This window comes from Synechococcus sp. RS9907, from assembly GCF_014279615.1.
Taxonomy (GTDB): domain Bacteria; phylum Cyanobacteriota; class Cyanobacteriia; order PCC-6307; family Cyanobiaceae; genus Parasynechococcus.
The window spans coordinates 503,867-525,762 of sequence record NZ_CP047944.1 but is presented as its reverse complement, the minus strand read 5'-3'; the positions used below and the strand labels follow the sequence as shown (position 1 = coordinate 525,762).

23 protein-coding genes are annotated in these 21,896 nt (G+C 61.7%); 8 read left to right on the top strand and 15 right to left on the bottom strand.

Annotated elements, in window-relative coordinates; genetic code table 11:
* Positions 1 to 18 precede the first annotated feature (18 nt).
* Positions 19 to 567 (top strand): bifunctional nuclease family protein, encoded by a 549-nt coding sequence (locus tag SynRS9907_RS02885; protein WP_188021754.1) that lies wholly within the window; start codon positions 19 to 21, stop codon positions 565 to 567.
* The gene (locus SynRS9907_RS02880) at positions 564 to 1,685 is read left to right on the top strand and encodes an aldo/keto reductase (protein WP_188021753.1); all 1,122 of its coding nucleotides are present in this window, start codon (positions 564 to 566) and stop codon (positions 1,683 to 1,685) included. Before SynRS9907_RS02885 ends, SynRS9907_RS02880 begins: the two co-directional genes overlap by 4 nt.
* On the opposite strand, the gene SynRS9907_RS02875 is transcribed toward SynRS9907_RS02880, so the two are convergent.
* Genes SynRS9907_RS02875 through topA form a run of 5 tightly spaced genes read right to left on the bottom strand, consistent with a single transcriptional unit; the run spans position 1,659 to position 7,632 of the window.
* Positions 1,659 to 2,672, bottom strand: a complete 1,014-nt coding sequence (locus tag SynRS9907_RS02875; RefSeq protein WP_188021752.1) for a substrate-binding domain-containing protein — start codon at positions 2,670 to 2,672, stop codon at positions 1,659 to 1,661. The genes SynRS9907_RS02880 and SynRS9907_RS02875 overlap by 27 nt on opposite strands.
* Positions 2,669 to 3,868: a nicotinate-nucleotide--dimethylbenzimidazole phosphoribosyltransferase gene (locus SynRS9907_RS02870; protein ID WP_188021751.1), complete on the bottom strand. Its 1,200-nt coding sequence runs from the start codon at positions 3,866 to 3,868 to the stop codon at positions 2,669 to 2,671. The genes SynRS9907_RS02875 and SynRS9907_RS02870 overlap by 4 nt, the downstream gene beginning before the upstream one ends.
* Positions 3,840 to 4,493: a DUF2232 domain-containing protein gene (locus SynRS9907_RS02865; RefSeq protein WP_115010362.1), complete on the bottom strand. Its 654-nt coding sequence runs from the start codon at positions 4,491 to 4,493 to the stop codon at positions 3,840 to 3,842. The genes SynRS9907_RS02870 and SynRS9907_RS02865 overlap by 29 nt, the downstream gene beginning before the upstream one ends.
* Positions 4,490 to 4,918, bottom strand: a complete 429-nt coding sequence (locus SynRS9907_RS02860) for a hypothetical protein (protein ID WP_115161513.1) — start codon at positions 4,916 to 4,918, stop codon at positions 4,490 to 4,492. Before SynRS9907_RS02860 ends, SynRS9907_RS02865 begins: the two co-directional genes overlap by 4 nt.
* Positions 4,918 to 7,632, bottom strand: coding sequence for a type I DNA topoisomerase (gene topA / locus SynRS9907_RS02855; protein WP_188021750.1), 2,715 nt, complete (start codon positions 7,630 to 7,632; stop codon positions 4,918 to 4,920). Before topA ends, SynRS9907_RS02860 begins: the two co-directional genes overlap by 1 nt.
* Positions 7,633 to 7,743: 111 nt before the next feature.
* On the opposite strand from topA, the gene SynRS9907_RS02850 reads away from it, so the two are divergent.
* The 3 genes from SynRS9907_RS02850 to SynRS9907_RS02840 are packed head-to-tail and all read left to right on the top strand — an operon-like array spanning position 7,744 to position 10,412.
* Positions 7,744 to 9,315, top strand: coding sequence for an NAD(P)H-quinone oxidoreductase subunit N (locus tag SynRS9907_RS02850; protein ID WP_114988238.1), 1,572 nt, complete (start codon positions 7,744 to 7,746; stop codon positions 9,313 to 9,315).
* Positions 9,308 to 10,006, top strand: coding sequence for an ABC transporter ATP-binding protein (locus SynRS9907_RS02845; protein WP_114988237.1), 699 nt, complete (start codon positions 9,308 to 9,310; stop codon positions 10,004 to 10,006). Before SynRS9907_RS02850 ends, SynRS9907_RS02845 begins: the two co-directional genes overlap by 8 nt.
* 19 nt (positions 10,007 to 10,025) lie before the next feature.
* Entirely contained in the window at positions 10,026 to 10,412 is a 387-nt protein-coding gene (locus SynRS9907_RS02840; protein ID WP_188021749.1) for a response regulator, read from the top strand.
* Here the strand turns inward: SynRS9907_RS02840 and SynRS9907_RS02835 are convergent.
* Both SynRS9907_RS02835 and SynRS9907_RS02830 read right to left on the bottom strand, forming a co-directional pair.
* On the bottom strand, positions 10,354 to 11,544 hold the full coding sequence (locus SynRS9907_RS02835) for a PAS domain-containing sensor histidine kinase (protein WP_188021748.1): 1,191 nt from the start codon (positions 11,542 to 11,544) through the stop codon (positions 10,354 to 10,356). The two genes, SynRS9907_RS02840 and SynRS9907_RS02835, sit on opposite strands and share 59 nt — an antisense overlap.
* 15 nt (positions 11,545 to 11,559) lie before the next feature.
* Positions 11,560 to 11,946 carry a PAS domain-containing protein gene (locus SynRS9907_RS02830; protein ID WP_188021747.1) on the bottom strand — a complete coding sequence of 129 codons (387 nt, stop codon included), beginning with the start codon at positions 11,944 to 11,946 and terminating at the stop codon, positions 11,560 to 11,562.
* 85 nt (positions 11,947 to 12,031) lie between these two features.
* On the opposite strand from SynRS9907_RS02830, the gene SynRS9907_RS02825 reads away from it, so the two are divergent.
* Positions 12,032 to 12,760, top strand: coding sequence for a response regulator transcription factor (locus SynRS9907_RS02825; protein WP_115081660.1), 729 nt, complete (start codon positions 12,032 to 12,034; stop codon positions 12,758 to 12,760).
* Positions 12,761 to 12,790: 30 nt separating this feature from the next.
* On the opposite strand, the gene SynRS9907_RS02820 is transcribed toward SynRS9907_RS02825, so the two are convergent.
* The 5 genes from SynRS9907_RS02820 to SynRS9907_RS02800 all read right to left on the bottom strand — a co-directional run bounded on the left by SynRS9907_RS02820 (position 12,791) and on the right by SynRS9907_RS02800 (position 16,821).
* Positions 12,791 to 13,639: a M23 family metallopeptidase gene (locus tag SynRS9907_RS02820; protein ID WP_188021746.1), complete on the bottom strand. Its 849-nt coding sequence runs from the start codon at positions 13,637 to 13,639 to the stop codon at positions 12,791 to 12,793.
* Between the two features lie 73 nt (positions 13,640 to 13,712).
* Positions 13,713 to 14,480, bottom strand: a complete 768-nt coding sequence (locus SynRS9907_RS02815; RefSeq protein ID WP_188022325.1) for a biotin--[acetyl-CoA-carboxylase] ligase — start codon at positions 14,478 to 14,480, stop codon at positions 13,713 to 13,715.
* A gap of 7 nt (positions 14,481 to 14,487) precedes the next feature.
* A complete protein-coding gene (locus SynRS9907_RS02810) occupies positions 14,488 to 15,678 on the bottom strand; it encodes an aminotransferase class I/II-fold pyridoxal phosphate-dependent enzyme (RefSeq protein ID WP_188021745.1) in 1,191 nt (396 codons plus the stop codon).
* Positions 15,665 to 15,991 carry a thioredoxin gene (gene trxA / locus SynRS9907_RS02805; RefSeq protein ID WP_188021744.1) on the bottom strand — a complete coding sequence of 109 codons (327 nt, stop codon included), beginning with the start codon at positions 15,989 to 15,991 and terminating at the stop codon, positions 15,665 to 15,667. Before trxA ends, SynRS9907_RS02810 begins: the two co-directional genes overlap by 14 nt.
* Before the next feature lie 56 nt (positions 15,992 to 16,047).
* Positions 16,048 to 16,821 carry a PspA/IM30 family protein gene (locus SynRS9907_RS02800; protein ID WP_188021743.1) on the bottom strand — a complete coding sequence of 258 codons (774 nt, stop codon included), beginning with the start codon at positions 16,819 to 16,821 and terminating at the stop codon, positions 16,048 to 16,050.
* A 64-nt stretch (positions 16,822 to 16,885) separates the two neighbouring features.
* Between SynRS9907_RS02800 and SynRS9907_RS02795 the strand changes: the two genes are divergently transcribed.
* Positions 16,886 to 17,404 (top strand): DUF721 domain-containing protein, encoded by a 519-nt coding sequence (locus SynRS9907_RS02795; RefSeq protein ID WP_188021742.1) that lies wholly within the window; start codon positions 16,886 to 16,888, stop codon positions 17,402 to 17,404.
* Between the two features lie 12 nt (positions 17,405 to 17,416).
* Positions 17,417 to 18,034, top strand: a complete 618-nt coding sequence (locus SynRS9907_RS02790; RefSeq protein ID WP_188021741.1) for a sulfotransferase family 2 domain-containing protein — start codon at positions 17,417 to 17,419, stop codon at positions 18,032 to 18,034.
* Here the strand turns inward: SynRS9907_RS02790 and SynRS9907_RS02785 are convergent.
* The 3 genes from SynRS9907_RS02785 to SynRS9907_RS02775 are packed head-to-tail and all read right to left on the bottom strand — an operon-like array spanning position 18,028 to position 21,891.
* Positions 18,028 to 19,869 carry a glycosyltransferase family 39 protein gene (locus tag SynRS9907_RS02785; protein WP_188021740.1) on the bottom strand — a complete coding sequence of 614 codons (1,842 nt, stop codon included), beginning with the start codon at positions 19,867 to 19,869 and terminating at the stop codon, positions 18,028 to 18,030. The genes SynRS9907_RS02790 and SynRS9907_RS02785 overlap by 7 nt on opposite strands.
* The gene (locus tag SynRS9907_RS02780) at positions 19,844 to 20,953 is read right to left on the bottom strand and encodes a glycosyltransferase (RefSeq protein WP_188021739.1); all 1,110 of its coding nucleotides are present in this window, start codon (positions 20,951 to 20,953) and stop codon (positions 19,844 to 19,846) included. Before SynRS9907_RS02780 ends, SynRS9907_RS02785 begins: the two co-directional genes overlap by 26 nt.
* A complete protein-coding gene (locus tag SynRS9907_RS02775) occupies positions 20,950 to 21,891 on the bottom strand; it encodes a DMT family transporter (RefSeq protein ID WP_188021738.1) in 942 nt (313 codons plus the stop codon). Before SynRS9907_RS02775 ends, SynRS9907_RS02780 begins: the two co-directional genes overlap by 4 nt.
* Positions 21,892 to 21,896: the final 5 nt, after the last annotated feature.

The window sequence follows — 21,896 nt, the reverse complement described above, 5'->3', positions numbered from 1 at the left end:
TAGAGCCGCGCCGCCGACATGGTCGAAATGAGCGTCGCCGGAATTGCCCTCGATGCCGCCAGCCGCACACCCATGGTGCTGCTGCGGGATCCCAGTGGCCGCCGTCAGGTGCCGATCTGGATCGATCAGGCGCAAGCCCACAACATCATGGCCGGACTGCAGGGGGGAGCACCACCACGCCCCCTCAGCCATGACCTAATGGCAGCACTGTTGGTGGCTGGGGGGCTCGAACTGGAACGCGTGATCGTCCACGCGATTGAAGACAGCACCTTTCATGCGGTGTTGAAGCTGCGACCCGATCTGGACGAAGCCGAGTTGGCTGAAAACGAAGTGCTGGAACTGATCGAAGTGGATGCCCGACCCAGCGACGCCATTGCGCTGGCGATCCGCACGGGCAGCGGCATCTGGATGCTGGAAGAGGTGGTGGCGGAAGCCTCGATACCGGTGGATGCGGAGGCGGATGCAGAAGATCAAAGTGCCTTCAGCCGTTTCGTCGACGACCTCAGCCCTGCGGCCTTGGTGCGCCATCTGCGCAACCAAGACAGCGAGACGCCCTCGGAGGAGTGAACACCCGCGCCTTCGGCAGCGGCCGCCCCGTCAGCCTGTTCACCCTCGGCACGATGCGTGCCCTGAACTCGGCGGCCCAGATGGCCGAGGTGCTTGACGCGGCAGCGGCAGCTGGGATCAACCATCTGGAAACCGCCCCGGCCTACGGACCTGCGGAACGTTTTCTGGGAGAGGCCCTTCGCCAGAACAGCCGCACAGGGTCTAACCACTGGGTGATCACCAGCAAACTGCTGCCAGGGCTGAGCTTCGAGGAAGGACAACGCCGCCTTGATCAGATTCTGGAGCGACTGGGCTGTCCACAGCTCGACAACCTCGCCATCCATGGCATCAACCGGGAGGAGCACCTGGACTGGGCCCTGGTGGGTGATGGGTCCAGGCTTCTGGACTGGGCCGTCAGCAGTGGACGCGTCAGCCAGGTGGGCTTCAGCAGCCATGGCAGCAACCCGCTGATCGATCGGGCGCTGCGCAGCCAGCGCTTCAGGTTCTGCAGCCTGCACCTGCATTGGCTGGATCCCCAGCGTCTGCCCCTGGCCCGTTGGGCCCTGGCGCACGGCCTCGGAGTGATGGCGATCTCCCCTGCCGATAAAGGCGGTCGCCTCCAGGCCCCCAGCCCAACACTGGTGGAGGACTGCACCCCCTTTGCCCCCCTCGAGCTGGCCTACCGATTCCTGCTGGCACAGGGCATCAGCACCCTGACCGTTGGGGCCTCAGCTGCAGGGGATCTTCAGCTCGCCGCAACCCTGGCGCAGGGGGATGAGCCCCTCAGCCAGGCCGAGCAACAGGCTCTGGTCACGGCAGAGCGGCGGCAGCAGGAACGGCTTGGCCAGGAGCATTGCAAGCAGTGCCAGGCCTGCCTTCCCTGTCCGAACGAGGTTCCGATCCCCGAACTCTTGCGGCTGCGCAATCTGGCCATGGGCCATGGGCTCACCGAATTTACGCAGGAGCGCTACAACCTCATTGGCCGTGCTGGCCACTGGTGGGAAGAGCACGACGCCTCCGCCTGTGAACGCTGTGGGGCGTGCCTTCCCCGTTGCCCGCATCACTTGCCCATTCCTGATCTGCTGGCGGACACCCACCAACGCTTGAAGGCTTCACCGCGACGGCGGCTCTGGAGCTGAATCACGCCAGCGCTCTTCCAGGGCGCTCCGGTCTTCGGGCAACAGCGGTGGCAGCGACCAGCAGCGCGACCAGGTGTCTGCGGACGGAAAAAGCAGAGGCCGCAGACGCGCCGATAGGGCGTTCTGATCCACCATCAGCCCTGGCGATGCAATCGGAGCACGCCATCCCTGCTGCACCAAGCGGCGACGCAGGGGATCCCGCCATCCCTGCTCAACCCAGCTCTGGGGAACCGGTTCACGACTGGCCTCCGGCCTGAGCAGAACAGTCCAGTGCAAGGGGGCACCGGAGGCAGGCAGGATCGCCCGAAGACGGGGGTCCCGCCCCAACAGAGCGATACAACGGCTCAGCGGAAGAACCACCACCTTGGCCTCACCCTTGAGCAGCCAGTTGGTGGCTTGACGGTCGTCATAGGTGAGGGCCTGGCGACGCAGCGCAGGCAAAGCCTGGCCTCCGCCCAAATGGTCCGCCAGGCTTATCACCATGCGAGGGCTGGCGGGAAGCACCACACGCCCTGCCATGGAGGAATCCAGCAACAGGGGCCACCCCTGCTGGGTCATGGCCGGGTCATCCCGCACCAGCATCACCCAGGGGCTGACGGCCAGCGGCAACACCCGATCCTGCAGGGCACCGAGGCTGGCCAGCAGAGCCTTGGCCTGACCATCCAACTGGCTGACGAGCGGTTCAGAGGCAATGGGCTGGAGCGTGTCCGCGGGATGGGAATCGAGCCACCCATCACCCATCACCAACACATCGGCACGGGCCTGATCCGCCGGCGTCCAATCCTGCTGAGCTGGAGCCAGCGTCAGGCGCCAGGGCTTGGGCAAGGCATCAGCCCACGGTTTCGGCAAAACCCCAGCCGGAGCCATCAGGGTTGGGGCGGAAGTCGCCGGACGACAGCCCGCCAGCAGCGCGGTTCCCGTCGCCCCGATCATCTGGAGCACATGGCGCCGGCTCAGGGGACCCAACCGCTCTCTCCAGACGTTCATGGGCTTGACGTTACGGGGCGACTGAGCAGCTGCTCCAGGGCATGCTCACAATCCAGCACCAGCTCGGCACAAGAGCATCCGCGCAGCTGGGCGAGCAGCAAAAGAGCGCCGGCCCCCACCCCCTCTTTCACATAGCCCCGTTCGTAATCCCGCAAGGGTTGATGGGTGCTGCCGTGAAAACGCACCCCACAGGCCAGAACGGACAGTGCGGCAGCCAGGTGGCTCGCGGTGGCATCCACCAACCCGCCGAAGGGGGACTGACCTGCAGCATCCGCACCCTCATCAGCGAGCCAACCGGTGGTGCCGATCAGCACCTGGGCCGCCAGGTGTTGCCGCTGACGGGCCGGCAAAGCCTGCATCGCCAAGGCCAGAACAGCCAGCATCTGGCAACCGCCCCCCAGCAGCAACGGTTGTCCCGCGGACACCGCACCCACCAACACCCCTGCGGTGAAGGCCTGAAAAGGGTCACCAACAGCGGCCAGGATCTGCTCGGCCGAAGGATGCGCACCAAGCGAAGCCCGCTGAAGCCCTCGGACAACGAGGTCTTTCTTGAGTTGCTGCGGCGGATGAAGAGCACTACCGCTGATCAGATGGGCAACCTCCACGCCGAGGGCCGTCAACACCGCTTGAGCGGTTGTGGTGCCCCCTGGAACACACTCCGCCACCACCAGGGGGCGTTGCAACCGCCGCCCCAGCAGCTCTCCCTGTCGCCACAAATGCTGCACCCGCGGCAATGGCATCGCCGCACCACTGGACAGGCAGGCCGAGGGGCCTTGGTCCAGGGGCTCAATGTGCAGGTGAGGGAAATCGGGTTTCTGGGCCAAGCCGAGGGCCGCCACCTGCGGCCTCAACGTCAAGCGTCGCGCCGCGACATGGCTGAGCAGGGCGGGGGAGACGCCAGCGGGCAGAGGCGGCAGAGGCCAACGGCGCTGTCGCGCCGGCCCGTGAATCAGAAGCTCCGCATCAGCCAGGGCGGTGTAGCGCCGCGAAGCCACGGTGGAGCCAGCGGCGGAAATCCCTTCATGCTCAGCCGTTTCTGTGGCCGCCAGAACGAGCAAAAGATCCAGCGGTTGATCGTTGGAGGTCCAGGGGCGAAGTGCCGCTGCGTCCAACGTTCGTGCACCGAGACCTCCCAGCTGCTGGCAGCCCTCAGGCAACACCGAGGCTTCAGAGGGGATCGAGGGCAATGAGTCCATGCAGCAGCCTCGGGGGCTCCGGAATCGGTGATTTCAGGCGGGGAAAGATCCAGTACGCCAAAGCATGAAGAGACAGCACATAGATGACCTCCTGAACCACCACCAACAGCAACGCCATCAATTGCACCTGGGTGAGATCCGGTGTGATCGGCAGATGCAGTACCGCGATCAAGCGCTCGAGCAGAGCGGAACCGGCCCGGGTGATCACGACCCAGAGGTTTTCTCCCACCAGCAACGAAAGCACCAGAACGCGCACCAAAAACCCTGCTGTTCCAAGAACAACGCCGCCCGACCAGCTCAGCCACCAGCTGATCCCCCGGCACCAGCTCCAGCCCAGCCAGAGCGACAAAAGGCCGTAGGGAAACAGCAGCAGCGGTCCACGCAAAGGGCCCATCAAGGCGGTGAGCAGAAGCACAGAGAGCAGCAGACCCTCTGCACCGGAACGGTTGCCACGACGCAACTGCAGCAGGATCAGGGGCAAGGGAAGGGCCAGACGGAACAGCGCACCACCCACCGGCAAGTAGTACAGAGCCAACCAGATCAGCCCAGTCGCTGCCGCGAGATATGCCCCCTCAACCAGCCTCAGAGCCTGCTGGCGGCTCAACCGGGGGGTCACGTCGGTCATGGTTCAACCCGCTCAATCCGTTCCACCGCAAAGCCAACATCCGCCTCACGCAGGGCGCGGGTGACGGCTTCAGCAGGAGCGGCAGGGTCGGCTCCGGCCAAACGGATGGTGATCCGGTAGGGCGCTTGGGGCAGACGTTGAGATGACACCGTCCGTGGTTTTGGCTGCGGAACAGGATCAGGAGCATCCGTTGCCTCAGGCAGGGAAACAGCCTTAGCCGCCGGCGTGGAGGGAGTCGCAGCAGTAGGGCTGGCAACCGATGGGCTGACAACTGTTGGGCTGGCCTTCACAACCGGTGCGGGCGCAGCTGCCTGGGCCGGCCTGGCTTCAGGCACCGCGAAGGAGCGTTCCAACTGTTCAGCGACCGGTGTGCCGGCACAGGCCTGCAGGAGCCCGACAGGCAGCAGCCAAAGCAGACGGGCCATCAGCTGTCAGCTGGCTTGATCACCCGCACCGCACTGGCCCTGAGCCGACCGGTTTTGGTGGTGGCGGGGGGTTTCTTGGCCGCTGGTTTCTTGGCCGCTGGTTTCTTGGCGGCTGTTTTCTTCGCAGCTGGTTTTTTCGCGGCGGTTTTACGACCGCCCTTCTTCGATGCTGCCTTGGCGGCAAGCAGTTCCACCGCTTCTTCAAGGGTCACATCGTCAGCGCCCTTGCCTTCCGGCAGCGAGGCATTCACCTTGCCCTGTTTGACATACAGGCCGTAAGGACCGTCATAGACCTGAATCGTTTCATCACTGCCCTCTGGCTTACCGAGGTCCTTGAGGGCGGTGCGGCCACCCCGACCCCGTTTGGGCATGGCCAGCAGCTCAAGGGCACGGCTCAGCCCCACCGCCAGAACATCGTCATCCCCCTTGAGCGATCGGTAATCCTTTTCGCCCTTGCCCTTGTCCCAGACGACGTAAGGGCCAAAGCGGCCCAGCCCCGCCTGAATGCGCCCACCATCAGGATGTTCGCCGAGAAGACGCGGCAAACGGAGCAGTCCGAGGGCATCCTCCAGGGTGAGATCCTCCGGCTTCTGCCCCTTGGGCAGAGAGGCACGTTTGGGCTTGGGGTTCTCATCACTCACCTGGCCCCGCTGCACATAAGGCCCGTACTGGCCGAAGAGCAGGTAGACCAAATCCCCCGTTTCCGGATCCTCACCGATGGCTTCGGGGCCGTCGGCCTTCTGTTTGAGGATCAGTTCGGCCTGCTCTTCATCCAGATCAGCCGGAGTGATCTCCCGGGGCAAGGTGGCCTTGATCAGCTCTTCCTCACCGTCGTCGCTGACCCGTTTGGCCTCCAGGTAGGCGCCAAAGCGGCCGATGCGAACCACGGAGGACAAACCCTCCAGATCGATGGTGCGGGATGCACCGGGGTCAATGTCCCCTTCCCGTTGCTGCACCTGGTTTTCCAGGCCTTCATCACCCTTGAAGAAGCCCTCCAGGTAAGGCAACCACTGCACCTTGCCGTGGGAGATCTCATCGAGGGTGTTCTCCATTCGAGCGGTGAAGCTGGTGTCCACCAGTTCAGGGAAATGCTCCTCGAGCAACGCCGTCACAGCAAAGGCGGTGAAGCTGGGGGTCAGCGCGTTGCCCAACAGCGTGGCGTAGCCGCGATCCACAATCGTTCCAATGATCGAGGCGTAGGTCGACGGCCGGCCGATGCCCTCCTTTTCCAGCATCTTCACCAGCGATGCCTCGCTGAACCGTGCCGGCGGCTGGGTCTGATGGCCAAGGGGCTCAACGGTCTTCGGCTCCGGTGCATCGCCAACGCTCAACGCCGGCAGCAACACTTCCTGACCCTCAAGGGCCGCATCGGGATCATCACTGCCTTCCACGTAGGCGCGAAAGAAACCGGGGAAGTCGATGCGCTTGCCGCTGGCCCGGAAACTGGCCTCGCCTGAGCTGAGATCCACCGAGAGCATCGTGAGCCTGGCTTCAGCCATCTGGCTGGCCACGGTGCGCTTCCAGATCAGCTCATACACCGCCAGATCTCGTCCATCCAGACCGGTCTCACCGGGGGTTCGGAAGCTTTCGCCGGATGGACGAATCGCTTCATGGGCCTCCTGGGCATTGCGGGCTTTGGTGCTGAACTGCCGCGGCCCTTTGCTCAGATATTCCTTGCCGTAAAGGCTCTCCACGCAGTTGCGGGATGCGTTGATCGCCTGATCCGACAAGTGAACCGAGTCGGTCCGCATGTAGGTGATGAAACCGCGTTCGTAGAGCCCCTGGGCACAGCGCATGGTTTCCCGGGCTGAAAGGCGTAGCTTGCGGTTCGCCTCCTGTTGAAGGGTGCTGGTGGTGAAGGGAGGCACCGGCTTGCGCACGGTGGGCTTCTCCTCCACCGCATCCACAGTCCAGGCGCTGGTTCGCACGGATTCAGCCAACGCCTTGGCCTCGCTCTCGCTGAGCAGCCGCACGGCACTGCCTGCCTTCAGCCCGCCGGTGCTCTCGTCGAAGTCGTTACCGGTGGCGATCCGCTGGCCACCCACATGGGTCAGCTTGGCCTCAAAGGCACTGCCCGACTGCTCAAGCTGGGCCTTGAGGTCCCAGTAACTGCCGCTGCGGAAGGCGCGGCGGGCCCGTTCCCGTTGAACCAGGAGCCGAACCGCAACGGACTGCACCCGCCCGGCGGAGAGTCCCCAGGCCACCTTTTTCCAGAGGAGAGGGGACAGGGTGTACCCCACAAGGCGATCCAAAATCCGCCGGGTTTCCTGGGCATGGACCAGCTCCATGTCCAAGTCGCGGGTCTGATCCAGGGCCTTGCCGATGGCCTCCTTGGTGATCTCGTGAAACACCATGCGCTTCACCGGCACCTTCGGCGCCAGCAGCTGGAGGAGGTGCCAACTGATGCTTTCGCCTTCCCGGTCTTCGTCCGTCGCCAGGAGCAACTGATCAGCACCCTTGAGGGCGTCCTTGAGTTCGCGAACCGTCTTCTTCTTGTCCTTCGGGACCACGTACAGCGGCTCGAAATCCGCGTCGGTGTTCACACCGAGATTGGCCCATTTCTGCCCCTTGGCCGATGCCGGAATCTCGCTGGCGTTGTTGGGAAGGTCGCGAACATGCCCCATGGAGGCTTCGACCTTGAATCCCTTGGGAAGGAAGCCACGGATGGTCTTGGCCTTCGTGGGGCTCTCAACGATGACGAGGGTGTGCGCCACTAGCGGCAGGTAAACCGTTCCCCTTCTTTATCGCACCGAGCAGCGCTCTGCATGACCATCGGCGCGTCAAGCGCCGCTACAGTCGCCCCAGCGCAACGGTTCCAGGCTGCCATGCCCGACATGGGTGCTTTCCTTCTCGCCACCCAGGCCACGGCTGCCCCTGGTGAGCTGCTGAATCTCTCTCTCAACGCCTCCGCCGTACTGCCCGAAGCTGCAGTTCTGCTGGCGATGATCGCCACCCTCTTGGTGGACCTGGCCGGCGAAAAGGTCGCCACACGTTGGGTGCCGCCGATTTGTTACTTGGGCCTGGGGACCTCCCTGGTGCTGCTGGCCCTGCAGTGGAACGCACCGCTGGAGCCCTCGTTCCTTGGAGCCTTCCTCGCCGACAACCTGGCGGTGGCATTCCGGGCTGTGATTGCCTTGTCCACGCTTCTGTCGCTGCTGATCAGCTGGCGTTACGCGGAGAAGAGCGGCACACCTGTTGGCGAGTACGCCGCCATCCTCCTCGCCGCAACCCTCGGCGCCATGCTCCTTTGCGGGGCAACGGATCTGGTGAGTGTGTTCATCTCGCTGGAGACGCTCTCCGTCGCCAGCTATTTGCTGTCGGGCTACATGAAGCGGGATGCCCGCAGCTCGGAAGCAGCACTCAAATATCTGCTCGTGGGATCGGCAGCCGCTGCTGTTTTCCTATACGGCTCTTCCCTGCTGTACGGCCTGAGCGGCAGCACCAGCCTCGACACCATCGGCCTGGCTCTGCAAACCAGCACCACACCTCTGGCTGCTTTGGCCCTGGTGTTCGTCTTGGCCACCGTTGCATTCAAGATCGCAGCCGTTCCCTTCCATCAATGGACGCCTGACGTCTACGAAGGCTCACCAACCCCTGTGGTGGCATTCCTTTCCGTGGGTTCCAAAGCGGCCGGATTCGCCCTGGCCCTTCGCATCCTGGTGGGTTGCTTTGGTGCCTTTGACGATCAATGGAAATTGCTGTTCACCGTTCTGGCGGTGTTGAGCATGACCCTGGGCAACGTTGTTGCCCTCGCCCAGACCTCGATGAAGCGCATGCTGGCCTACAGCTCCATCGGCCAGGCGGGCTTCGTGATGATCGGCATGGTCTGCGGCACCGAGGACGGTTTCGCGGCCATGGTTCTGTACATGGCGGCCTACCTGTTCATGAACCTGGGGGCCTTCGCCTGCATCATCCTCTTCTCGATCCGCACAGGAAGCGATCGAATTTCTGATTACGCCGGGCTTTATCAGAAAGATCCCCTGATCACCCTCGGCCTCAGTCTTTGCCTGCTTTCTCTGGGTGGCATTCCGCCAATGCTGGGTTTCTTCGGAAAGATCTATCTGTTCTTTGCCGGTTGGGCGAACCACGAATACCTGCTGGTGGTGGTTGGCCTGGTCACCTCCGTGGTGTCGATCTACTACTACATCTCCGTCATCAAAATGATGGTGGTGAAGGAACCCCAGGAGGCCTCCGATGTGGTCAAGGCCTACCCCGAGGTGAATTGGTCGTTGATGGGGATGCAGCCGCTTCGGGTTGCCCTGATTGGATGTGTGGCCATCACCGCCGTTGGTGGAATCCTCTCCAATCCCCTGTTCCAGTGGGCCAACACAGCGGTTGCAGGAACGCCATTGCTTCAACAGGCCATCGCCCTGTCAAGCCTGAAGGGTCTTGGCTGAGGCTGTGCAGCAGCCGGTTGCTGAGCTCAGGGGGATCAGCAAGATCTACGGATCTGGTGATCTCGAAGTCAAAGCCCTTGACCAACTGAATCTCACCGTTCAGGAGGGGGATTACCTGGCGGTGATGGGGGCCAGCGGCTCAGGCAAGAGCACGGCGATGAACATCCTTGGCTGCCTGGACCGGCCCACCAGTGGCACCTACCGGCTCAATGGCACGGCCGTTGAACAGTTGGATGACGATGCCTTAGCCGACGTTCGCAACCGCTCGCTCGGGTTTGTCTTTCAGCAGTTCCATCTGCTCGGCCACGCCAGCGCCATGGAGAACGTGATGCTGCCGATGATCTACGCGGGGGTGCCCAGGGAGGAACGGATCGAGCGTGCCCAATCGGCCCTACGCCGCGTTGGTCTGGCGCAGCGTTTGGAGAACAAGCCCAATCAGCTCTCCGGAGGGCAGCAACAACGGGTGGCCATCGCCCGGGCCATCATCAACCGCCCCAGTCTGTTGCTGGCGGACGAACCCACAGGGGCTCTGGACTCCAGCACCACCGCCGAGGTGCTGGAACTGTTTGATGAACTCCACCAACAGGGCATCACCCTGGTGATGGTGACCCATGAGGACGATGTGGCGGCCCGAGCACAACGCATTGCTCGATTCCAGGATGGTCGGGCGCTCACTGGATGCCCACAATGAGTGCAGTGCCCCTGCGCTAATGGAGGAGACCCCCAAGGCTCTTCGTGTTGCAGTCGTGGAGGATGATCCGCGCATTCAGCAGCTGATCAGTGCTGAAATCACCGATGAGGGGCACGCCTGCATCTGCTTCGGGTCCGCAGAAGACTTTCTCGACGAAGCCGGCTCCGATCGTTTCGATCTGCTGCTGCTGGACTTGATGCTGCCAGGCATGGACGGCTTGGCCTGCCTGAAACAGCTGCAGCTCCAAGCCGCTTACCAGCCTGCGTTGAGGGTGGTGATCGTGACGGCTCTCAATGACGCCGACAAGAAACACGAAGCTCTGGCGAATGGAGCGGAGGCCTACGTGCTCAAGCCGGATCTGTTCGAACAGCTGCCGCAACTGCTCCAGACGCGTTCGATGGTCTGAGCTTCAGATGCAAGCGAACGATTGTGGTGGTTCCTTGCGATGAGGGCTGCTGGTGGAGCTCCAGCGTTCCTCCACACCCCCTGACCAGTTCGCGCGCTAAGGCGAGCCCCAGACCCGGGCCCTCCACCCGTTCGCCATTCCGTTCGGGCTTGCCCCGGAAAAACGGTGCAGTCCAGCGTTCCAGATCCTCCGAAGCCACAGGAGCGTCAAGGCTCTGACTAGCGAACTCCAGAATGCAATGGTCGCGCCCGTCACTCCCAGCAAGGCTGAGCTGAATCGGCATGGATCGATTGGAGTGCTGGCAAGCGTTATCGAGCAACTGATCCAACGCCAGCATCAAGGCCCGAGGGTCGGTTTGAACCACCAGTTCATCCCCCCGTTCGATGCCCTTCAGCTGGAGACTCGGCGCCAGCTCCCGAGAGGATTCATACCAGCGCTGAAGCAACGGCACCAGGAGATGGTCGCCACAGCTGACCACATCCGGATCCACCTCCAGGCGTGTGAGCAGCGAGAGATGCCCGAGCAACTTCTGGATTCGCGCCATTTCCTCGCGGGCCATCGTGAGCCGGGAGCTAACGGCCTCCGGGAGAGCGCTCAGCCGAGCCATCCGTTGCAGATTTCCGCTCACGATCGCCAGGGGCGTGCGCAATTCATGGGTGAGATCGGTCATGAAGCGCTGCTGCTGAACCAACGCCCGTTCTTCGGGGCTGAGGTCGCGAAACGAGACCAGCAGAAAGGGCGACTGAATCAATTCCACAGGCCGCCAACGCAGCAGCTGCACAGGGGATTCATCCCCATGGGGGGACAGCACCTGGCAACGGCTCTCTCCAGAGGTCCGCGGCAAAGGATGTTGGGGGTCCAGCAACTGAAGGGCTGCCTTGGCATGGGCATCCAAGGGCCTCAGCTTCAGAACATCAGCCAGGGTTTGATTCACCAGCTGAATCGGCACGCCACCAACAAAGAGGTTGGCAGAAGCTTGATTGGCCCAGTGAATTCTGCGATCCACATCGACAATCACCATCGCTTCGCTGGCCGCGTCAAAAGCGACCTGAAGCATTCCAAGGGACTGCCGCAATTGCGCAATCAGCTCCAGATCCCTTGAGGATGACGACGATGAATCGGAGCTATTCATGCCGAATCGCCCATCTCAGCTCGATTCCATCAACGGTCGCAGTGTTGCCGCGAACGACCAGCTGCCATCACTGTGCTTCTCCGCCACGATGAAATGTTCACTTTCAATGGCGTTCCCATCAGAGCAAAACGTTGCCAGTTTCAACGGGTGATTCAGCACCTTGGACACCTCCGTCAGTTGGAAACGGGCAAACCCAGCGTGATGGGAATCGCGGAAGCTTGGCGGCAAGATCAAGCCCAGGGATTGACCAATCAAGGCAGCTTCAGACCAGCCGTAGACGGCCTTGAAACGGTCATTGATTTCCTGAACGATCCCAGAGGCATCGGCACGAACAAAGGGGAGGTCTTCCTTCTCACGCAGTGCTCGGATTCGATCTTCCGTCCAGGCTCCTGGGGTCGACATAGCGAAGAACAGCCAATTTCAATGTAGGGACAAAATCAGTGAACGTTCTTTTGATGCCTAGAGTGGAATAAGGTTTTAAGGCCGGATGTCCCTGGAATCCCAGCCCCGTCTCCGTGTCCTTCTTGTTGACGATGAACACAAACTGACTGATCTGCTTCGACTGGAGCTTGATGTTGAGGGATACGACGTTGATGTTGCTTCTGACGGAGCCAGCGGGCTGATCCGAAGCCGTTCTGAACCCACTCCCGACCTGATCATCCTGGATTGGAACCTGCCGGACTTCAGCGGCATCGACATCTGTCAACGCATCCGAGCTGGGGGAATCACCATCCCCATCCTGATGCTCACGGGGCACGACGAAATCACCGATCGGGTCAAAGCTCTCGATGCCGGCGTTGATGATTACCTGATCAAGCCATTTTCCATCGACGAATTAATGGCGCGCCTGCGGGCCATGCACCGCCGCGCTGAAACATTCTCAGGGCCTGTAGGCGGCTCAGACGTCAACGAAATTCTCAAGGTCGCCGACCTCAGCATGAACACGCGTACCCGGGATGTGATGCGGGGAGATCGTGCGATCCGACTGTCTGTGAAGGAATACGACCTGCTGAATTTCCTGATGCGGGGTGCAGGCCGCGTGCTTGAACGCCAGGAAATCATGCACGGTGTTTGGGGAGAAAATTTTTATGGGGACGACAATCTTCTCGACGTCTACATCCGCTACCTGCGTCAAAAAGTCGAACTGGACGACGCGCCAACCCTCATCAACACCGTGCGCGGTGTTGGATTCATCCTCAGGGAACAGACGAACTGACGTCTCTGTTTCGCTCGGCGTCGCTCTGGGCTAGGGCTGATCCCGTTCAAGGCTGCGCAACACCTGGCCGAACAGGAGCGAAATAGGATCGTTGTTGGCACGCATCACGGCGGAAAGATCCAGATCCCCTGGATCAACGGCCTGCCAACCGGCCCGCGATGGTGTGCGCAACTCGAAATGCAGGTGCGGCCCTGTGCTGAGACCTGTGCTGCCGACGCGGCCAATCACCTCTCCCTGGCGCACCGGTTGACCAGGTCGCACATAGATCTCCGAGAGATGGCCATAGAGCGTGCGGCGCAATGGCTCGGCGTGTTCCAGTTCGATGGCGACGCCATACCCACCGGAAAGACCACTGCTTAAGACCTGCCCGGAAAGAGCAGCCACCACCGGTGTGCCCTCCGGTGCCGCAAAGTCCCGCCCGGCATGCATCAGCCAACTCCCCAGGATCGGATGCAAACGCCAACCAAACTCACTGCTTTTGAAAGCGTCTCCAGCCACCGGGAAGAGCAGTTGACTGTCGCCATTGCCAGGAGTTGGCAGCGGACGGGGCGTGACCGCAAAGACGGATTCCAGCCGAAAGGTGCCGCCATCGCGGGCGAGAAGCGCTGACACGGGAACACGCAACGGTTGGCGGGAGGGGATCAAGCGAACCCGTGCGTCCGCCGGTGCCCCCGGCGGACGCCTGGCCACCCCAGAAGCACAGTCCTGCCGGGACAGAGCACCGGTGCGACAGGCCTCCTCAAAACGGCTTCGTTCGATGGGAACCGCCGCGCCACCGCCCCGAAGCAGCTTGCGCTCCTGGGACGTGATCACCCGTTGGCGAACCAGACCATCGAGCGACTGATCAAAACCCTGCGCAGCCGCGGCTGGAACCAACATCCAGATAAGCGCGAACCAAGCCAGCAACGGACAAGACGGCTGTGCTCAGGAATCCTATGGATGGGACACCAACTCAGGGCCAGCGGCGCCAGGTTTCAGTCCTTGAACCCTGACGCAACCGCAGCCCTCCATCCCGTTCAAGGCCAGCAATCCGCCAGATCTGACCGTCTTGAGGATGGACGAGCTGATCGGACCAGAGCCTGGCCTCAACGCCATCGAGGCACCAGGCCCCATCGACTCCTTGGTCGTGACAATGATCGAAGGCCAGCAAAACCTCCGCCGTCCATCGGATCGGATCCGCAGCCTGCTGCCCTTCCAGCCTTCTCAGGGCAATGGCATGGCCAGGAACTGCATTCCGCACATTGAGGCCCAGGCCGATGCGTAGCAAACGCAGCTGGGAGCCCCGCTGCACCACCCCTGGCAGAAGGCCCGCCAATTTGCGGCCGTTCACGAACAGGTCGTTGGGCCATTTGATCTGAACCGAAAGGCCCCGCTGCTCAAGCCGGTGGACCACCGAAAGGGCCAGCGCCAAGCCAAGCAAGCCGGCCTGACCGGACCCTTGGCTCCGCCAAGGCAAAGCAGCACTGATCCAGACACCACCTGGCGGAGAAACCCAGGCGCGCCCCCATTGGCCAACTCCCCGGCGCTGGTGGGTGGCAATGACGGCGCGAGGTCCCATCAATGAAGGCTGATCGCGCAACCAGGCCCCCAGCAGCTCCTCCGTGCTGCTGCACACAGGCACATGACGGATGGACCAGTGGCGTGCCGAGGCACCAGCGAGGCGGCGATACGTCGCCATCAACCGGCCACCACCGAAGTGTGGGAATCGATGTTGCTGCATGCGTGGATCAGTCATCCATCGCATCCGCGAGACGCGATGCAGCGTCCACCAACTCATTCACTGGCCGTACAAGCGCCATGCGCAGCCACTGGCGACCGCCACCACCAAAACCAGACCCAGGGGTCAAAGCGACACCACTGCGCTGAAGCAATTCCCTCGCGGCATCTTCATCACTCCAGCCCCGACGATGGGCCGCATCAGGCAAGGGGAACCAGAGGTACATCGCCATCTCTGGACAGGGAACCGACCAACCGCGTGCCCTGAGGGTCTCGACCACACGATCCCGTCGTTCGCGATAAGTCGGATGCAGTTGCCGCGGCCAATCGGGGAAGCGTTGCAAGGCCTGAATCGCACCCTGTTGCAGAGCCAGGCTCTGGTTGAAATCGATGACGGCCTTGGCGCGTCGCAGGGCGGCAATCAGCGGTGCAGCCCCAACTGCAAAACCGAGTCTGAATCCCCCAAGGCACCAGCCCTTCGAAAGGGAGAAGAATTCAATGCCGCACTCCCTCCAGTTCGGAGCCTGCAAAAGCGAGGGAGGCTCTCCATCCAGGGCAAGATCCACATAGGGATTGTCGTGAGCGATCACCACGTCATGCCGAGCTGCGATCGCCGTGATGCGATTGAGATCCTCCTGATCCCCCACCCGGGCTGAAGGGTTGTGGGGGTACCCCAAAACGAACAACTTCAGTTGATCCCAGAGCTGGGGGCTGATGGTCGTCAGGTCTGGCCGCCAGTCGTTTTCAGGGGAAAGGGGAAGGGCCGTGGTCCGGGCTCCCGCCAGATGCAAGCCACCGGTATGGGACGGATAACAGGGGTCCAGACGCATGGCGGCGTCACCGGAATCCAGCACCGCCAGCGGCAGATGGGCGGTTCCTTCCTGGGATCCCACCAACAACTGGACCTCATGATCAGGATCCACGGCAACGTCGAAGCGATACCGACACCAGTCCGCGACGGCGGCATGAAAAGGCCTCAGTCCAGCTTGAAGGCAATAGGAGCTGCTGCTGGACTCCATGACCGCTGAGGCCATGGAGTCCAACAAGGCCGTGGGAGGCCGAAGATCAGAGGATCCGATGGAGAGATCCACCAGATCCGGACGGACCGAAGAAGACGCCTTGAGCAGATAAGCCTGTTTGGAGGCATCAACACGGGCAAAAACAGCGCTACCCAGTGAGGCAAGCCGCTTAGAGGTTGGCATCCAGGAAGGACTTCAGCTGCGGTTTGGCGATGGCACCTTCATGCCGCGCCACCACTTCACCGTTGCGGAAGAGGATCAGTGTGGGAATGCCCTGAACCTGGTAAGCGTCACGGGTCTGAGGATTGGAATCCACCTCGAGCTTGCCGACGATGACGCGATCGCCGTAGTCGCTCGCCACCCAATCCATCAACGGTGCTATCAGTCGGCAGGGGCCGCACCAGGCAGCCCAGAAATCGACGAGGACCGTGCCGGAAGCCTTGAGAACTTCACGTTCAAAACCAGCGTCGGTGAAATCGGCAACAGCTCCAGCCAAGGCACTCAAATGACTGAACTGATCCTATGGAAAGCCGGACGACTTTCCTGGGTTGATCAGAGCTTGTCGATGGATCGTTTCAAGTCTTCGAGTTCAGCATCCACCTCTTCCACCTGCACGGTCTTCACGGCCTCGGAAGTCTCAGATGCGGGTAGAGCAACGGCTTCCGGGCCTCCCTTCAGCTGAGCGCGCAACGCCTCGAGATCATCATCAACACCGCCACCGCTTTCCAAAGCCGCGAACTGACTCTCCAGATCAGATCCAGCCAGCTCAGCCGCAGCCTGGCCGGTGGCCTCCAGGGCCTCCACCTTTTCCTCCATCCGCTCGAAGGCCGCCATAGCAGAATCAGTGCCGATGCTGCCAACGGCACTTTGCAACTGCTGCTGGGCCTTGGCCGCCTGGGCCCTGGCCTTGAGCATGTCCTTCTTGGTCTTGGCCTCAGCGATCTTTCCTTCGAGGGCAACCAGACTCTTCTTGAGCGATTCCACCTGACCGTCTTGGGCCTGCACCTGGGCCGTCAGCGAGGTTGCTGTCTCCTGGAACGTCTTGCGGCGGGTCAATGCTTCCCGAGCCAGGGATTCCTCACCCTTTTTCAACGCCAACTCAGCACGCTCGTACCAGGTCTTGGATTGAGCTGCAGCCTGCTCAGCCTGGCTGGTCAGTCGCTTCTGACTCGCGATTGCCAGGGCGACGGCCTGACGCAACTTGACCAGATCCGCCTGCATGTCTGCGACGGATTGATCGAGGATCTTGGCCGGATCCTCCATGCTGCTGACAGCAGCGTTGGCGTTGGCACGAACTAGCCTGCTCAGCCGATCAAAGAAACCCATCACTTGGCCTCAGACGAGCCGAGATTAGCGAGGTTCCTGCAGCAGTTCTGCCTAGGATCAGACCATGGCGGTTGCACCTGAATCCCAACGGCGTCGCCTTCCGGGCCTGGAGCTCTTGCAGTCAGCTACTCCAGCACCGGCGGAACCCTTAAAAACCTGCCTTGGCGCACTTCAAAGGGAGTGGCGCAAGGACGACCATCTGGCAGCGCTCTGGCAGGACTGGCCGAATGTTGCGGGAGGGCAACTGGCACCTCACTGCCGCCCACTATCGCTGCAACGCGGGGTGCTAACCGTGGGAGCCAGCCATCCCCAGTGGCGCCAAGCTCTCCTTTACAACAAACCCCAACTAATCAGCGCTCTGCATCAGGCCGGCCACGCTGTGCGTGATCTGCGCATTCAGCAGCACCACTCCCTCCAATCCCAGGTGCTGGAGAGTGAAGCCAGCATTTGGGCTCAGCATCCGAGCCGCACCGATGTGCATGGCATGGGGACATGCCCGAGCTGCCGCCGACCAGCACCCAACGGAGAAATCAAGCTCTGGGGGCACTGCGGTTTTTGCCACAGACAAACTCTTAACCACTAAATCCCAAAGAAAGTGAGCTTGTTCCTGCCCAAATATAATGCAATCTTTCTGCACATTCCAAAGTGCGCAGGACAATCGATTGAAAAGGCGCTGGGATTCAAGCACCATCACAAACACCACAAAGTCAACGATCTACCAGACGATTTAGAAAAATACTTTCGATTTACGTTTGCCAGGCACCCTGTACGACGCTTCATATCAGCATGCAAATACAACCTAAAAGTGGCCATCTTAACTCGCCATCATCTCGAGCGATCAAACTTCGAATCCCTAAGCCCAACCAAGAAATTCCGCCTACACCTTCTGAGCAGCAAACCAAACTTTTCATCCATCACAGACAATCTTGTCAGAGGCAATCTGCGCCAAATGCTAACTTTCAAGCATCAGCAGCATTGGCTTTCAGCAGGAAGACCTCAATTCATAGGCAGAGTAGAAAATATCGACAACGATTTTTCGCTTTTAGCAAACACCTTGAATTCAAATTTAAAATTAATTCATACAAACAAATCCAATAGCAGCTTCGAACTCGGAACCCTTTCACGCAAAGACTTTCGAAGGATTGCAGCCCATTACAAAGACGATTTCAAAACCCTCGGGTACTGCCCAAAATATTCAACTTTTGATCAGTAGCGTTCTGGGCGCGGCTCCTGCCAATCAGCATCTGCCCCATCGGCCGTGAGTGTTTGTGCCCGTTGCTCAAGGCGAGTGCGGTCCAGACGCCAAACGTTGTAGATCCCGATCTGTCCCAGCAGCTCAGGCTGCAGCTTCCTCCAATGATCCCGTTCTGCCGTTCCGCGATCGATCAGCACCAGCACGGTTCTGGAGGCACCGGGGCTCCCGAGGGGATATCCACTCCAGCCGCGTCGCTGTTCATGGGCCAGGCGATCCGCAATGTTGACCAAGGCCCCACCGGATTGGCCTTCGTAAAGGATCACCTGGCCTGTGTAGAAGTGCAGCGAAGGCTTCATGGCGCCAACCATGACCATGGGCTCTCCACGGCGCTGCTGCGACAACATCAGTGAGGCCGCATCACGCACGGGCTGCTGACGCAGACGATCGGCGAGTTCGGCGATGGGAACCAGAGCCGTAAGATGAAATCCGAGCAGACAGCCCTGCATGGCCAGCAACGCTTGAGCAGCAGCACGACGCTGAATCAACAGACCGGCTCCAAACACGGCTGCAGCGCTGAACCAGACCGCAGCCCACTTCAACAAACCGCTGGCAAGCAAATCCACCGACAGCGTCGGCATTTCCGGATCCTCGATCAAGGGAACCCAGAGCGATCCCAGCCAGAACCCAGCAGCCAGGACGGCGATCAAGGCCAGGCAAGTTGCCCAGGCCATCCGTTGCCAGCGCGAAGAGCCCACCTCGGAGCCAACCGTGGCCTGGGCCACCAACAGGGCCGCCGCGGGGGTGGCGGGCAACCAATAACTGGGGAGCTTGGTGGCTGCGGTGGTGAACAGCAGCAGCACCGCCAACAGCCAGCACGCTGCGAATTGATGCAACGAATGCTCCGGAGCAATCCGAGATCGGGGCACCCGCGCTAGTCCCAACAGCAGGTAGGGCGTGAAGGGCAGGGCAGCCACGAGCATCACCGGTCCGAAAAACCACCAGGGCTGCAGGTGATCGTTCACCACGGAGGTGAAGCGTTGAAGGTTGTGGTATCCGAAAAAGCTGTCCCAGAAGGGCTGTCCCTCCACCAGCAACTCCAGGGCGTACCAGGGAAGGCTGATCAGAGCGGTGAGTAGCAACCCAGGCAGCGGGCGCAGCCGCCGCCAGGGTCGAACAAGATCCCGTCGCAACGCTCCGAACATCAGCAGAGCGAGACCAGTCAGCACCACAGCAACAGGCCCCTTGGCCAGCACGGCGAATCCGAGGATCACCCAGGCTGGCCACCAGGCCACCTCTTGGGGGGCGGCAAAACGCCTCCACTGCAGCAACAGGCTGAGACCCAGCAGGCCACACAGCAGGGCATCACTCACCGCGGTGCGGCTCCAGACGAGCACCAGCGGCGAGAAGGCAAAGGCCAACGGTGCGATCAGAGCCGTCAAACGCGGACGGGCATCGCCGGAGAACGGCCAGCGCAGCACCGTATCGGCGAGGCCAAGCATCAGGCCGAGCGTGGCCAGGGCGGAAGGAAGCCGTGCCGCCCAACTGCCGAGAGGATCCCAAACCTCGCGTCCGGGCAAGGCATAGCCAAACCCCATCAGCCAATACACCAGGGGCGGTTTGTCGTAACGGGGCAAGCCGTTCACCCGAGGCGTCAGCCAATCGCCGGTGTCAGCCATGGCCCGTCCGGCTGCGGCAAACAACGGCGGAGTTTCATCCACCACGCCGGTGGATCCCAACCGCCAAAAGGTGATGACGAGTCCCAGGGTCAGCACAAGTGCCAGAACCTGGCGTCGCTGGCGTCCTGAAACATTGACCGACAAGGGACCATCAGCTCCTGCGGTTGATGCTGACATCCGCCATCAGTCCTTTTCGAACCCACGCTTCAACTCGCTGACTGAAGACCTCACAGGAGGCATGCTCTTCAGCCCAACTGCGGCAGAGGGAGCGCTCGATGCTGTCGACGCGCCGAAGCGCCTCCGTGAGGGCAGCAACGTCGTCGGGCGGCACCAACCAGCCAGTGCGACCGGAACAGATCAGCTCCCCCGGTCCACCTCGGTCATAGGCGACGACCGGAACACCACAGGCCAGGGCTTCAACCACAACATTGCCGTAGGCCTCATTCCATTTCGGTGTGTTGATCAGAGCGCGGCAGTGGCCCATCTCCTGCTGCAGCTCTTGGGTGGATCGAAATCCACGCCAGTCGATCGTGCCCTTGGGAACACTCGACTCCACCTGCCGCGCATAGGCGTCGTCTTCACGCAATCCCCAAACCAGAAGCTGTTCACCCAGGGCGGCAGCGGCAGCAGCAGCATCCTCCAGCCCCTTTTCCGGAGCGATGCGGCCTGCCCAACCCAGGGGGCCATTGGTCTGCCCTTGGAAGGTGTAGTTGCTGAGATCAAATCCGTTGCCCACAACACGGGGCGGAGAAGGCAGCCGGAAATCAGCGGCCTGGCGGTGGGTGTGAAAAGCAAGGCGACGGGAATCCCAGGCGGCGACGGCTTCGATCACATCGCGCATCACCGCAGCCACATCCCCCATGCTCACGAGATGAAAGAGCCTGGCGCTGACCCGTTGCGTCAGCCACAGCGGCAGCCAGTCGTAGCCACCGTTGATCACGGCGTCGGCGGACTGACCCAGATCGAGCGCGGCCTCCCAGAGAGCCGGCAGAAGCCCATTACGGGGAATTTCGACCGGCGCATGCTCGGCGGCGTGCTGCCAGCTGGGCTGGTTCACACCCTCCACCTCCAGCAAATCAACTCCGCTGCAGTCGGTGGGGAGCGTGGAGCCCTTTGCGGCCACAACCGTGAGCCTGTGGCCACGCCGCACCAACCCCTGCACCAAGGATCGGAGGGTGAGCTCCACACCTCCACCCTCGCCACTGCCGAGGGCCCCGATGGGCGTGTTGACGATGACGAGGTGAAGCGGCGACTCCGTCATGAGGAGGGGTCCGCAAGCGGTAGCGGCTCCCAGAACCGGCGACGTTGACTCACAAAGATCACCGACACGAGCACCATCACAACACCGATCCACTGGAGCAGATCAAGGCGCTCTCCAAGCAACCAACCTCCGGTGGCCAAGGCAAACACAGGGGTGAGAAATCCAAGGCTGCTGAAACTGGTGAGATCGCGCTGATTGGCGAACCAGAAGAACAATCCGTAGGCCAGGGCGCTACCGAGCAAACTTGCGTACCCCATGCGCGCCCAGTCCGTTGCCGTCCAGGCAAAGCCGGCATCCGTGCGCTGCAGGGCATGAACCCCGAGCAAGGGAAGTCCCCCCAGCACCATGTGCCAGGCCGTAACGCTGACCGGATCACTGTGGCGTGAGGCAAAGCGAATCAACACTGTCCCAGCTGCCATGGCGACGGCCGCCAGCAACATCCAGCCCTCACCGGGCTGAAACAACTGCTGCACCACCGGCGGGTCAGCCAGCAACCACCAATGTCCCAACAGCTCAGCCGGTAGGCCGATGCAGACGATTCCAGCCAAACCGATGGCCAGCCCCATCCAGCCGATGGGATTGATCGACTCCATGAACAACGCGCGTGCCATCAGGGCCACCAACAGAGGTTGGCAATCAATCAGGACGGAACCGAGACCCGCGCCTGTGCCCTCCAACCCCCGCGCCAAGAGGCCTTGAAACAAGGTGGCATCCACCAGGGTGAACAGGAGGAACCAAGGCCGATCACGGGAATCGATCGCCAGGCCTCGGCCGGTGCACTGGCCCCAGAGCAGAAGAGCCAAACCGGCGGGCACAAGGCGCAAGCCAGCAACCAGCCAAGGCCCTGCGCTGGCGAGCAATGGCGCCATGGCGGTCATCGCCGTTCCCCAGAGCGCGAAGGGCAACACCATCAGAAACCAGAGTCGCAACGACGGCATGGATG